This is a genomic window from Pseudomonas sp. ICMP 3272, from assembly GCF_001466905.1.
In the GTDB taxonomy this organism is placed as follows: domain Bacteria; phylum Pseudomonadota; class Gammaproteobacteria; order Pseudomonadales; family Pseudomonadaceae; genus Aquipseudomonas; species Aquipseudomonas amygdali.
In genome coordinates this window covers 17,502-29,553 of the sequence record NZ_LKEK01000024.1, presented here as the reverse complement: position 1 = coordinate 29,553, position 12,052 = coordinate 17,502, and the positions used below count along the sequence as shown (strand labels likewise).

Sequence of the window (12,052 nt, the reverse complement as noted above, 5' to 3'; positions counted from 1 at the left end):
ATAGTGAAATGTCCAAAAAGATTTTCGTAACCGACACCATCCTGCGTGACGCTCACCAATCATTGCTGGCGACCCGCATGCGTACCGAGGATATGCTGCCGATCTGCGACAAGCTCGACAAGGTCGGGTACTGGTCGCTGGAAGTCTGGGGCGGCGCGACCTTCGATGCCTGCGTGCGTTTTCTCAAGGAAGATCCGTGGGAGCGCCTGCGTCAACTGCGCGCTGCCTTGCCCAATACCCGGTTGCAAATGCTCCTGCGCGGCCAGAACCTGCTGGGCTATCGGCATTACAGCGATGACGTGGTCAAGGCGTTCGTCGCCAAAGCAGCGGTGAATGGTATCGATGTGTTCCGTATTTTCGATGCCATGAACGATGTGCGTAACCTGCGGGTTGCCATTGAAGCGGTGAAAGCTGCGGGCAAGCATGCGCAGGGCACCATCGCTTACACCACCAGCCCGGTGCACACCATCGAAGCGTTCGTCGCGCAGGCCCGGCAGATGGAGGCGATGGGCTGCGATTCGGTGGCGATCAAGGACATGGCCGGTCTGTTGACTCCCTATGCCACGGGTGAACTGGTCAAGGCGCTGAAAGCCGAACAGTCGCTGCCGGTGTTCATTCACTCCCACGATACCGCAGGCCTGGCTGCCATGTGCCAGCTCAAGGCCATTGAAAGCGGCGCGGACCATATCGATACGGCGATCTCCAGCTTTGCCTGGGGCACCAGTCATCCGGGCACAGAGTCGATGGTTGCGGCGCTCAAGGGCAGCGAGTTCGACACCGGGCTGGACCTGGAGCTGTTGCAGGAAATTGGTCTGTATTTCTACGCGGTGCGTAAGAAGTATCACCAGTTCGAAAGCGAATTCACGGCGGTCGATACCCGTGTGCAGGTCAATCAGGTGCCTGGCGGGATGATTTCCAACCTGGCCAATCAGCTCAAGGAGCAGGGCGCGCTCAATCGCATGGGCGAAGTGCTGGCTGAAATTCCGCGCGTACGCAAAGACCTCGGTTATCCACCGCTGGTAACGCCGACCTCACAGATCGTCGGTACTCAGGCGTTCTTCAATGTGCTGGCTGGCGAGCGCTACAAGACCATCACCAATGAAGTGAAGCTTTATCTACAGGGCGGTTATGGCAAGGCGCCGGGGCCGGTGGATGAAAAGCTGCGTCGTCAGGCCATTGGCAATGAAGAACTGATCGATGTTCGCCCTGCCGATCTGCTCAGGCCGGAGATGACCAAGCTGCGTGCCGATATCGGCGCATTGGCCAAATCCGAAGAGGACGTGCTGACGTTTGCCATGTTCCCGGACATCGGCCGCAAGTTTCTTGAAGAGCGTGCAGCTGGAACGCTGACGCCGGAAGCGCTGCTGCCGATTCCCGAAGCCGGAAGCGTGGCCAGAGCGGGCGGCGAGGGCGTGCCGACCGAGTTCGTTATTGATGTGCACGGCGAAACCTATCGGGTCGACATCACCGGCGTGGGCGTCAAGGCCGAGGGCAAGCGCCACTTCTACCTGTCCATCGATGGCATGCCGGAAGAAGTGGTGTTCGAACCGCTCAACGAATTTGTCGGCGGCGGTGCCAGCAAACGCAAGCTGGCTCATGCACCGGGCCACGTCAGCACCACCATGCCGGGCAATATCGTCGATGTGCTGGTCAAGGAAGGCGATATGGTCAAAGCAGGGCAGGCGGTATTGATCACCGAAGCCATGAAGATGGAAACCGAGGTCCAAGCGTCGGTCGCGGGCAAGGTTGTGGCGATTCACGTTGCCAAGGGCGACCGCGTCAATCCGGGTGAGGTTCTGGTCGAGATCGAAGGCTGACCGGGCACATACAGATAATTCAACGATTTACCTCAGGGAAGCACTCGTGGCTTCCCTTTTTTTATTCTGTGCAGGCGGGCCCGGTTGTCACGGCTATCGTTGCGCACGCTCCAGCATGGGAATGCCGTTCTCGACGCTCTGCGTCCTCAGGATCAGCGAAACGCCTCAAGCCCTTTGATCTGCTGCCCGTCCGCGAAGTTATCCACAGCCAGCCAGCTTTCGAACGCTTTTTGCAGTTCAGGCCATTCGCTGTCGAGTATCGAGTACCACGCTGTATCCCTGCTCTGGCCCTTGACTACCATGTGCTGGCGGAAGGCGCCTTCGTAACTGAAGCCGAAACGTTGGGCTGCGCGTTTGGAGCGGGCGTTGTTGGCGTTGCACTTCCATTCCAGGCGGCGATAGCCCAATGCGAAGGCTTCTCTGGCCAGCAGGTAGATGGCTTCGGTGCCTTTTGGGGTGCGTTGCATGGCCGCGCTGAAGGTGACATGACCTATTTCGATACGCCCGTGGGCGGCGACGATCGACATCAGGCTGATGACACCTTCGGCTTTACCGGTCTGCTGATCGACGACCGTATAAAACCACGGGTCGGACGCGACCTGATGCCCGGCCAGCCATGCATCGAACGCACTGCGTTCGATAAAAGGCCCGTAAGGCAGGTAATCCCACAGTTTCGGGTCGGCATTCGGCCCCTGAAGTGCAGCCCACAAATCATCGGCGTGACGTGTGGCGTCGAGTTTCTCCAAGCGAATGAAACGGCCTGTCAGAGTCTTGGTTGTGGGCAATGCAGCGGCTTGCCAGTCCAGCAGAGTGTCGGACATCAATCACTTCCTGTTTCAGAGCGCTTTGCGAAATTGTATGAGGCCAGGCCGTTCGGCAATCCTTTCATACAACTGAATGGCTGTGGCGTTGGTTTCGTGGGTCAGCCAGTGCACCTTGTCGCAACCGTCTCCCTTGGCCGTTGCGTAGACAAACTCGATCAGTTGCCTGCCAATGCCTGTTCCGCGTTGTTCGGGGGCGACGATCAGATCTTGCAGGTAACAGGCGTTGTTGATGCTCCAGTTAGAGCGATGGTAGATGAAGTTCACCATGCCCACCGCGTCGCCATCCAGCCAGGCCAGCGCCGAGTGGGTCGGTTCGTTCGGGTCCACAAGGCGTTGCCAGGTGACATCGCTGACACTTTCGGCCAGCTCGGTATTGTAGAAGCGCAGATAGGCCTGCCATAGAGGCAGCCAGGCCTTATGGTCGTCGACAGTAACGGCGCGAATCCGGACATCGGTCATGACGTTCTCCCTGCGCTCATCAAACGAGCGATTTGCTGATCGTTTGCATCCTCGCTTGCAGCGAGGCCGTCGCGTACACCGGCCATGTCCGAAGCGCTGCGGTTCTGGCTGAGTTTGCGTTTGCCTTGCAGCCGTTGTACGGGAATTGCAAACCCTGCAATCGCCCCCAGCATTTTTGCAATGTAGTCCGCAGGTGCATCCTCGATTGACCAGGGTTGCGGGCGGCTGGACTCATGGCGATGGGTCAGGTCAGCCAGCAATTGGTGCAGTTGCGCTGCATCGGTAAAAACCGTGGCCTGCCCGTAGGCATGTACGGCTAGATAGTTCCAGGTAGGTACAACCTTGCCGTGTTCTGCCTTGCTCGGGTAGAAAGACGGGCTCACATAGGCATCGCCGCCGGGAAAAATCACCAGCGCTTCGACACCTGAGTCCAACTGCTGCCACTGTGGGTTGGCTCTGGCCAGATGCCCGTAAAGCGTGCCGTGCGGACCTTCATCGCGGCGCAACAGCAGCGGCAAGTGGGTCGCGTGCAATCCTTCTTCACCCTGTGTGACAAGAATAGCCAGGCGAGTCTGATCCATCTGCTCGTGCAGGCTGAGCGTATCGTTTTCCTTGAAGGCGGCAGGTATGTACATGGTCATGTTCCTTGGCTGATGGAGCGATCCTAGGCAAGGCATTGGTCTGATGTAAGATCCATTTTTTATAAATTTCATGGGACCAATTAATGCCCATCGCCCCTGTCGCGTTTCCACCCACGCTTACCGGCATTGAGCTGGACCCGAATCACGGCTTGAGCAAGCAGCTCTACGAGATTTTGCGCCAGCAAGTGCTGGATGGGCGCTTGAGTGGCGGCATGCGTCTGCCAGCCAGCCGCGATTTGGCACATTTACTGGGCATCTCCCGTAACAGCGTCATGCGGGCCTATGACCAGCTGTATGCCGAGGGTTTCATCGAAGGGCGTGTTGGCGACGGTACGTATGTTGCGCAGCTGTCTGAACGAAGCGCCGCGCCTCGACGGCCTGGCCGTAAAAAACTATCCACCAACTTACCCACAGGTGTATCCACAGGGTTACACACAGGTTTGTCCACAATTGCGGCGGAAATGCCGTCGAATTGTTCCGATGAAGTTATCCACAACCCGACACGCGTGCTGCTCGAAAAGCATCATTTGCACGAGCCGCCGACGGGTAGGCCGCGGGCTTTTCGAGTAGGCGTTCCAGCCTTCGATCTTTTTCCATTTGCCTTGTGGGGCAAGCTGTATGCGGCCTTTTGGCGCAAGCCGGACCTTGCTCAGCTGGGTTACGGCACCGCTGCGGGAGATTCGCGGCTGCGTGAGTTGATTGCCGTTTATCTTCGTTCATCGCGTGGGCTGCACTGCACGGCTGAGCAAATTGTGATCACCAGCGGCGCACAACATGCAATCAGCCTTTGTGCACAGTTGCTTTTGACGCCGGGCGATAGCGTTGCTGTGGAAAATCCAGGCTATCGGGCAGCGGGTCACGCGTTTGCGCTGGCAGGTGCGCGATTGCACGGCGTGCCTGTGGATAACGAGGGCATGCATTGCGCCGATCTTGAGCAGGCCAATTGCAGATTGGCGTACGTGACCCCTTCGCATCAGTACCCGACCGGCGTAGTCATGAGCCTGGCACGGCGCCTGGAATTACTGGCCTGGGCCGAGAGGCACCAGAGCTGGATTGTCGAGGACGATTACGATGGTGAGTATCGGTACAGCGGTTCGCCATTGGCCCCGTTGGCTGCGCTCGACCAGAGCGGTCGAGTGCTCTACGTCGGTACGTTCGGCAAAATCGCCTTTCCGGCGCTGCGCCTCGGGTATCTGGTTCTGCCTGAGCAACTTGTCCTCCCGTTCAGCCAGCGCAAGGCGGTAGACATGCGCCATACCGAGATTGGCGTGCAGGCGGTCATGGCGCAATTCATTGCGTCGGGGCACTTTCAACGACACATCCGTCGTATGCGTCGCGCGGCGCTGAGCCGTCGTAATGCGCTGCTGGATAACTGGCCCGCCGATATAGCAGGGTGCGCTGCAATGCCCAAGGTGGTTGCAGGGCTGCATGTGATGGTCAAGGTAGACAGTATCGCGCGTGAGCAGGCACTGATTGCCAAGGCTGGCAGCGTCGGCGTCGAGATGAATGCCTTGAGTGATTACTGGCTGCCCGAGTCCAGCGAGCCTGTGGATAACCGCGCCGGGCTGGTGCTGGGTTTTGCCGCAGTGCCCGAGGTCGAGATTGCCGAAGCATTGAACAGGCTGCGCAAGGCCTGGTCCGAGTAGTCCCGCTGGCAGGCGTATAATCTGCACTTTCTGTTACTTGTCCTGAGATACCCATGAACAACTCTCTTACTGCAACACCCGGACGCAAGTTCGGCGCGCCGCTGGCCGCGCTGTTCCTGCTGCTGATGGGCGCCCAGTTTCTGCTGCTCAGTGTCGGCACCCGTCAGGTAATGCTGTGGATCGTCGGCGCAGCGCTGGGCGTGACGCTGTATCACGCGGCATTCGGCTTCACCTCGGCGTGGCGGGTGTTTATTCGTGAGCGCCGCGGTGCGGGTTTGCGGGCGCAAATGGTCATGCTGGCGGTGGCCGTGGTGCTGTTTTTCCCTGCGCTGGGTGCTGGCACGCTGTTCGGTCAGCCTGTTACCGGACTGGTCGCGCCGGTCGGAATTTCGGTCGTCGTCGGTGCGTTCATCTTCGGTATCGGCATGCAACTGGGCGGTGGCTGTGCGTCCGGTACGTTGTTCACTGCAGGTGGCGGCAATGCACGCATGCTGGTGACGCTGCTGTTTTTCATCCTCGGTTCGTTGATTGCGACCCATCACGTTGACTGGTGGTTTGCGCTGCCTGCGTTCCCGGCAGTTTCAGTGGTCAAGACCTTCGGCGTGATGCCTGCGCTGATCGTGAATCTTGCTCTGTTCGCCTTGATCGCCTTCATAACCGTGAAGCTCGAAAAGCGGCGTCATGGACAGCTTGAAGCACCGGTCAGCACTGATCACCGTGGGCTGAGCCGGGTGCTTCGCGGACCGTGGGTTCTGGTCTGGGGCGCTGTCGCGCTGGCGCTGCTCAATTACGCAACACTGGCGCTGGCAGGGCGTCCTTGGGGCATCACCTCGGCGTTCGCGCTGTGGGGCGCGAAGGTGGCCAGTGGTCTGGGTGTGGACGTCGGCAGCTGGGTGTTCTGGCAGAGCGCGGCGAATGCCAAGGCGTTGGCGGCTCCGGTGTGGGAAGACGTCACCAGTGTGATGGACATCGGCATCATGCTCGGTGCCTTGCTGGCGGCAGGGCTGGCCGGCCGTTTTGCGCCGAGCCTGGACATTCCCACGCGCTCGCTGGTTGCTGCGGTCATCGGCGGGTTGCTGCTGGGTTATGGCTCGCGTCTGGCCTACGGCTGCAACATCGGCGCGTACTTCAGCGGTATTGCTTCGGGCAGCCTGCACGGCTGGCTGTGGCTCGTTGCAGCCTACGCCGGTAACGTGATCGGCGTCCGCCTGAGGCCGATTTTCTTCGCTGGCGAACGCCCGCAAGTGGCGCTGACTGGCTGCTGAGGAAGTCTGTAACCCCGAGATAAAGCGGGTCGTTTGCGAACCATCTGCCGGTTTGGCATTCAAAGCCATGCAGCAGATGTCAGCCTGCGATTCGCTTCTTTTTCGGTGGGGTAGTTCTTTTGCAGCAAACGATCATTTCGAAAATCCGTTTTCTCGGCAAGACCATCGGTTACGTGGGTTGGTCGCTTTTCTGGTTGTTGATCTGGGATGTGATCGTCACGGTCGACTTCATGCTGTATCTGGAGCGCAAGATTACATTGCCCTCCATGCCGTTGACCCTGCTGGGCTCGGCACTTGTGGTCCTCACCAGCTTTCGTAATTCCAGCGCCTACAACCGCTGGTGGGAAGCGCGAACGTTGTGGGGTGCGCTGGTCAATAGTTCGCGCAGCTTCGCTCGGCAGGTGTTGACTCTGGTCGAGGATGACGACGGGATCAACCCGGTCAAGGCCACGCTGTTGCGTCGCCATGTTGCCTACGTGAAGTGCCTGTCCGCGCACCTGAAAGGCGCCAAGTGTGGCGACGAGATTCAGATGCTGATTCCTCGCGAGGAATTCGAGCGCCGTCACGACACCAACAATTTCCCCAACGATCTGCTCAACACCTCCGCAGCGCTGTTGGCCAAGGAGTATCAGGCGGGGCGGCTGGACAGCATTCGTCTGGCGCGTCTGGAGTCGACCATGGTGGACATCTCCAATTGCCAAGGCGGTATGGAGCGTATTGCCAACACACCATTGCCTTATCCGTATGTCGCCTTTCCACGCCTGTTCATCACGCTGTTCTGCCTGATCGTACCGATTGGCCTGGTGGAGACTCTGGGCTGGTTCACGCCGCTGGCATCAACCGTGGTGGGTTTCATGCTGTTGGCCATCGAAAAGATCGGTACTGACCTGCAGAGCCCGTTCCGTGCCAGTGAACATGAGATTCAGATGACGGCGTTGTGCGAAAACATCGAGCGCAATCTGGATTCGATGCTCAGGGGCGCGCAGGAAGAAAGCAAGGCTTCGTAAAGAGGGTGAGGCGTTGCGCGTGTGCAGAACGCCTCGGATAACGCGGAGATTGCAGCTGCTTAACGCAGCTCGCCACACAGGTCCAGTTCGACCAGCCGCCTGACTTCCTCGGTCGTCAGGTTTGCCCCCAGCAGTGCATGCAGTTTGCCAAGCGCTGCCTCACGGGTCATGCCGCCACCGGAAAGCACGCCTGCACCGCGCAGGCGGCTGCCCGCTTCGTAGACATCCAGCTCGACACCGCCTTCGTGGCACTGGGTAATCGCGACAACGCAGATACCCAGTGCTCGTGCATTTTCCAGGCTGGCCAGAAACTGCGGATCATCACTTGGCCCGGTGCCGCTGCCGAAGCACTCAAGCACCAGACCCCGAATACCGCTGTTGATCAGACCGTCCAGCTGAGCTGCGCCGACGCCGGGAAACAGCGGCAACACGGCGACCTCTGCCAGCGTCTTCGCCTGCCGGTAGTGCAGTGCATCGGGCAGCGAAACCACCGCATGACCGCCACGCGAACGTTGCAGCGGTGCGAACGGTTGACGACCGAAGCTGCGAATTTTCGCGCAGCGCACAGGCGTCATCAGTTGCCCGTGGAAATACAGCTGAACGCCTGACACCAGACCCGAACCCAGTGCCAGCAGTGCACCGTTGACGTTTTCCCAGGCATCGCTGTCCTGCACGCCAGCGGGCAGCATCGAGCCGGTGAACACGACGGGGGCATGGAAACCCAGCAGCTGGAAGCACATGGCCGCCGCGCTGTATGCCAGGGTGTCGGTGCCATGCAGCACCAGAACGGCGTCGCAGCCATCGACCTCCACCGCCTCGATCACCGCCTCACGCAGGCGCAGCCAGTAGGAAGGGGTCATGTTGGCGCTGTCGATCAGCGGCGACATCTCGCGAAAGCGCCACTGCGGCACCCGCAGTTCCGGGTGCTCGGCCAGTTGCCCGGCCATCCGCGCCTCGAAACCCGAGGCGGGTGCCAGGCCGTTGGCGCTGGCCTGCATGCCAATGGTGCCGCCGGTGTAAAGAACCATGACGCTCTGAGCGGGTTTATGTGCATGATCAGTCATGGTTGTTCTCCGGCGTAAGGTCGCGTTGGTTATCGTGCTTCGGGTACAGGCTTGGCGGCCGCTTCGGCGTCCTGTGTCGACTGACGGGTCGGATTGGCTGGCCATGCGTTGCGGTCCAGGTCCAGATCAGGGAACTGGCTGGAATCGAACACCGGCGTCTTGATGCCAGCCCGACGCTGCGAATCGTAGTCGTTCAGAATGCGCTTGACGACTTTGAACAGCATGGCGAGCGCGATCAGGTTGACGAACGCCAGCATGGTCATGGTGATGTCGGCGAATGCCAATACATCTTTCAGGTCGACGACGGCACCCCACATGATCAACACCAGCACCGCGATACGGTAGATGATGATGGTCTGGATCTTCTCGCCAAACAGGAACCGCAGGCTGTTTTCACCCAGGTAGTAGTTGTAGAGAATCGAGGTGAAGACGAACAGTGCCAGCGCCACGCTGATGAAGATTCGGCCCCAGTCACCGACTACTGCGGCCAGCGAGTTCTGCGCCAGAACGATGCCGTTGCCGTCGTAACCGATGTCGTAGATACCGGACAGCAGGATCAGCAAGGCGGTGCAGGTGCAGATCACGAAGGTGTCGAGGAACACGCTGAACGCCTGAACCACGCCTTGTGCAACCGGGTGCTCTACATGCGCCACAGCGGCCACGTTGGGCGCGCTGCCCAGACCGGCTTCGTTGGCGAACACGCCACGCTTGACGCCCATCACGATAGCGCTGCCGATCAGGCCGCCGAATACCGGGTCAAGACCAAAGGCGCTTCTGACGATGGTCATCAGCATGCCGGGAACGTGGTCGATCTGCAGAACGATGACGTAGATGGTGACCGCGATGTAGATCAGGGTCTTGACCGGAACCAGCAGGTCGGAAATTGCCGCGATACGCTTGATGCCGCCGACGAAGGCCAGACCCAGCAGCACGACCAGACAGATGCCGGTGGTACGGGTGTCGATGTTGAACGCGCTTTTCAGCGAGTCGGTCACGGCGTGGGATTGCAGGCCGTTGAAGGCAAAACCGAAGGTCACCAGCAACAGTACGGCCATGACCATGCCTAGCCAGCGCTTGCCCAGACCGTGCTGGATGTAAAACGCCGGACCGCCGCGGAACTGCCCTTCGGAATCCTTGCGTTTATAGAGCTGAGCGAGTGAACACTCGATGAAGCTGCTGGACATGCCGACCAGTGCGGTGACCCACATCCAGAATACGGCGCCCGGACCGCCCAGCGTTACGGCAATGCCGACGCCTGCGATGTTGCCTGCTCCGACGCGGCCCGCAAGGCTGAGCATCAGGGCCTGGAACGAACTCAACTGACCTGCGCTGCTGCGCAGACTGTCGCGAAAAACCGAGAACATGTGGAAAAAGTGTCGAAACTGAACGAAACGCGAGCGGATCGTGAAGTAACTACCCAGGCCAACGATAAGTACGATCAGTACCTTACCGGAGAGAAAGTCGTTAATCATTTCCAGCATTTTTGTTATTCCTCGCTACTTTTGAGGGGGCGCACTATACCGGTGCAAAGTTTTTACGTCTGTAGTCGCTTTCTTGGACGTCTGATTCTTCATTCGCGACGATGAATGAATACTTCCACGGATTACTCCGCCAAAGTGGGGTGCCGAAGGCTCTGGGTCCAGTGTCGGAGCCCTTTGCTGCGGGCAAAAAAAAGGGTCTGGAGAATCACTCCCAGACCCTCAAAAAATTGAGGGGTGTCTAGGCCCTCAATCTGGTGAGCTTGGTGCGCAGGTCATTTCCTGTCAGGCCTTCAAGGGGGCCAGACGCGGAGCGATCATGTTTTCCGGGCGCAGGATGTCGTCGAGCATGGCATCGTCGAGCAGACCTTCCTCACGCACCAGTTCCAGCACGCCGCGGCCGGTTTCCAGCGCGATGCGGGCGATACGGGTGGAGTTTTCGTAACCGATGTAGGGGTTCAGTGCGGTCACCAGACCGATCGAATGCTCGACCAGCTCGCGGCAGCGCTGTTCGTTGGCCGTGATGCCCACAATGCAGTGCTCGCGCAGCATGTCCATGGCGCGCTGCAACAGGCGGATCGAGTCGAAGATCTTGTAAGCGATCAGCGGCTCCATCACGTTGAGCTGCAATTGTCCGCCTTCAGCGGCCATGGTCAGCGACAGGTCGTTGCCGATGATTTCGAAAGCAACCTGATTGACCGCTTCCGGGATTACCGGGTTGACCTTGCCGGGCATGATCGAGCTGCCTGGCTGGCGTGCCGGCAGGTTGATTTCGTTGATCCCGGTGCGTGGGCCGCTGGACAGCAGGCGCAGGTCGTTGCAGATCTTCGACAGCTTGACTGCAGTACGCTTGAGCATGCCCGAGAACAGTACGAAGGCGCCCATGTCGGAGGTCGCTTCGATCAGGTCGGCTGCCGGCACCAGCGGCTGGCCGCTGATCAGCGCCAGGCGGTCGACGGCAAGCTTTTGATAGCCAGGGTCGGCGTTGATGCCGGTGCCGATGGCGGTGCCGCCCAGGTTCACTTCGGTCAACAGCTCGGGTGCCAGGCTGCGCAGGCGGTTGAGGTCTTCTGTCAGGGTGGTGGCAAAGGCGCGGAATTCCTGACCCAGGGTCATTGGCACAGCGTCCTGCAACTGGGTACGACCCATCTTCAGCACATGATTGAATTCTTCGCCCTTGGCGGCGAAGGCCTGAATCAGGCTGGACAGGCTGGCGAGCAGGGCGTCGTGACCCAGCAGCAGACCCAGGCGGATCGCGGTCGGGTAGGCGTCGTTGGTCGACTGCGCCATGTTTACATCGTTGTTGGGGTGCAGGTGCTTGTATTCGCCTTTCTCGAAGCCCATGGTTTCCAGGGCGATGTTGGCGATGACTTCGTTGGCGTTCATGTTGGTGGACGTGCCGGCGCCGCCCTGAATCATGTCGACCACGAACTGATCGTGGAAGTCGCCACGGATCAGGCGGGCGCAGGCCTCGCTGATGGCCGCATGCTTGGTATCGTTGAGGTGTCCGAGCTGGTGGTTTGCATCAGCTGCCGCCTGTTTGACCATGGCCAGGGCCACAACCAGTTTAGGGTAGTGCGAAAGCGGCACGCCGGAGAGGTGAAAGTTGTTCACCGCTCGCAGGGTCTGGATGCCGTAATACGCGTTGGCAGGTACTTCGAGAACACCAAGCAGGTCTTTTTCGATGCGCGATGATGCAGGCGAGGACATGATAAAAGAAGTCTCAAAAAGGCACGGACAATGCCGGAACGCCGCGAATATTGGGCTTGCCGCCCCGTCTTGACCAATGCTGTTAAACGCTGGCCTATGCAATAACGGCATAATCAGGCTGTGACCTGGATTCCGTTCGGT

At 59.5% G+C, this 12,052-nt stretch carries 10 protein-coding genes; 4 read left to right on the top strand and 6 right to left on the bottom strand.

The genetic code is table 11. From position 1 onward, the window contains the following. Nucleotides 1-8: 8 nt before the first annotated feature. Entirely contained in the window at nucleotides 9-1,817 is a 1,809-nt protein-coding gene (gene oadA, locus AO068_RS03265) for a sodium-extruding oxaloacetate decarboxylase subunit alpha (RefSeq protein ID WP_058407638.1), read from the top strand. Between the two features lie 152 nt (nucleotides 1,818-1,969). On the opposite strand, the gene AO068_RS03260 is transcribed toward oadA, so the two are convergent. The 3 genes from AO068_RS03260 to AO068_RS03250 are packed head-to-tail and all read right to left on the bottom strand — an operon-like array spanning nucleotide 1,970 to nucleotide 3,735. Next, the gene (locus tag AO068_RS03260) at nucleotides 1,970-2,638 is read right to left on the bottom strand and encodes a GNAT family N-acetyltransferase (RefSeq protein WP_058407637.1); all 669 of its coding nucleotides are present in this window, start codon (nucleotides 2,636-2,638) and stop codon (nucleotides 1,970-1,972) included. A 15-nt stretch (nucleotides 2,639-2,653) separates the two neighbouring features. Then, nucleotides 2,654-3,100 carry a GNAT family N-acetyltransferase gene (locus AO068_RS03255; RefSeq protein WP_058407636.1) on the bottom strand — a complete coding sequence of 149 codons (447 nt, stop codon included), beginning with the start codon at nucleotides 3,098-3,100 and terminating at the stop codon, nucleotides 2,654-2,656. After that, nucleotides 3,097-3,735 (bottom strand): FMN-binding negative transcriptional regulator, encoded by a 639-nt coding sequence (locus AO068_RS03250; RefSeq protein ID WP_044320979.1) that lies wholly within the window; start codon nucleotides 3,733-3,735, stop codon nucleotides 3,097-3,099. Before AO068_RS03250 ends, AO068_RS03255 begins: the two co-directional genes overlap by 4 nt. An 89-nt stretch (nucleotides 3,736-3,824) precedes the next feature. On the opposite strand from AO068_RS03250, the gene pdxR reads away from it, so the two are divergent. From pdxR to AO068_RS03235, 3 genes are all read left to right on the top strand, one after another. Next, nucleotides 3,825-5,387, top strand: a complete 1,563-nt coding sequence (gene pdxR, locus AO068_RS03245) for a MocR-like pyridoxine biosynthesis transcription factor PdxR (protein ID WP_058407635.1) — start codon at nucleotides 3,825-3,827, stop codon at nucleotides 5,385-5,387. A gap of 53 nt (nucleotides 5,388-5,440) precedes the next feature. Next, entirely contained in the window at nucleotides 5,441-6,652 is a 1,212-nt protein-coding gene (locus AO068_RS03240; protein WP_058402531.1) for a YeeE/YedE family protein, read from the top strand. Nucleotides 6,653-6,771: 119 nt separating this feature from the next. Continuing rightward, nucleotides 6,772-7,659: a bestrophin family protein gene (locus tag AO068_RS03235; protein ID WP_002555905.1), complete on the top strand. Its 888-nt coding sequence runs from the start codon at nucleotides 6,772-6,774 to the stop codon at nucleotides 7,657-7,659. A gap of 59 nt (nucleotides 7,660-7,718) precedes the next feature. On the opposite strand, the gene AO068_RS03230 is transcribed toward AO068_RS03235, so the two are convergent. The 3 genes from AO068_RS03230 to aspA form a co-directional block, all read right to left on the bottom strand. Then, nucleotides 7,719-8,723: an asparaginase gene (locus tag AO068_RS03230; RefSeq protein WP_058407634.1), complete on the bottom strand. Its 1,005-nt coding sequence runs from the start codon at nucleotides 8,721-8,723 to the stop codon at nucleotides 7,719-7,721. Between the two features lie 29 nt (nucleotides 8,724-8,752). Continuing rightward, the gene (locus tag AO068_RS03225; RefSeq protein ID WP_005744886.1) at nucleotides 8,753-10,204 is read right to left on the bottom strand and encodes an alanine/glycine:cation symporter family protein; all 1,452 of its coding nucleotides are present in this window, start codon (nucleotides 10,202-10,204) and stop codon (nucleotides 8,753-8,755) included. Between the two features lie 282 nt (nucleotides 10,205-10,486). Beyond that, entirely contained in the window at nucleotides 10,487-11,911 is a 1,425-nt protein-coding gene (gene aspA / locus AO068_RS03220) for an aspartate ammonia-lyase (protein ID WP_058407633.1), read from the bottom strand. Between the last annotated feature and the right edge of the window lie 141 nt (nucleotides 11,912-12,052).

What these genes read in the sequence shown, in the direction of transcription:
- oadA (WP_058407638.1), top strand. Translation starts at nt 9, where the DNA reads ATGTCCAAAAAGATTTTCGTAACCGACACCATCCTGCGTGACGCTCAC.
- AO068_RS03260 (WP_058407637.1), bottom strand. Translation starts at nt 2,638, where the DNA reads ATGTCCGACACTCTGCTGGACTGGCAAGCCGCTGCATTGCCCACAACC.
- pdxR (WP_058407635.1), top strand. Translation starts at nt 3,825, where the DNA reads ATGCCCATCGCCCCTGTCGCGTTTCCACCCACGCTTACCGGCATTGAG.
- AO068_RS03240 (WP_058402531.1), top strand. Translation starts at nt 5,441, where the DNA reads ATGAACAACTCTCTTACTGCAACACCCGGACGCAAGTTCGGCGCGCCG.
- AO068_RS03250 (WP_044320979.1), bottom strand. Translation starts at nt 3,735, where the DNA reads ATGTACATACCTGCCGCCTTCAAGGAAAACGATACGCTCAGCCTGCAC.
- AO068_RS03230 (WP_058407634.1), bottom strand. Translation starts at nt 8,723, where the DNA reads ATGACTGATCATGCACATAAACCCGCTCAGAGCGTCATGGTTCTTTAC.
- AO068_RS03225 (WP_005744886.1), bottom strand. Translation starts at nt 10,204, where the DNA reads ATGCTGGAAATGATTAACGACTTTCTCTCCGGTAAGGTACTGATCGTA.
- AO068_RS03255 (WP_058407636.1), bottom strand. Translation starts at nt 3,100, where the DNA reads ATGACCGATGTCCGGATTCGCGCCGTTACTGTCGACGACCATAAGGCC.
- aspA (WP_058407633.1), bottom strand. Translation starts at nt 11,911, where the DNA reads ATGTCCTCGCCTGCATCATCGCGCATCGAAAAAGACCTGCTTGGTGTT.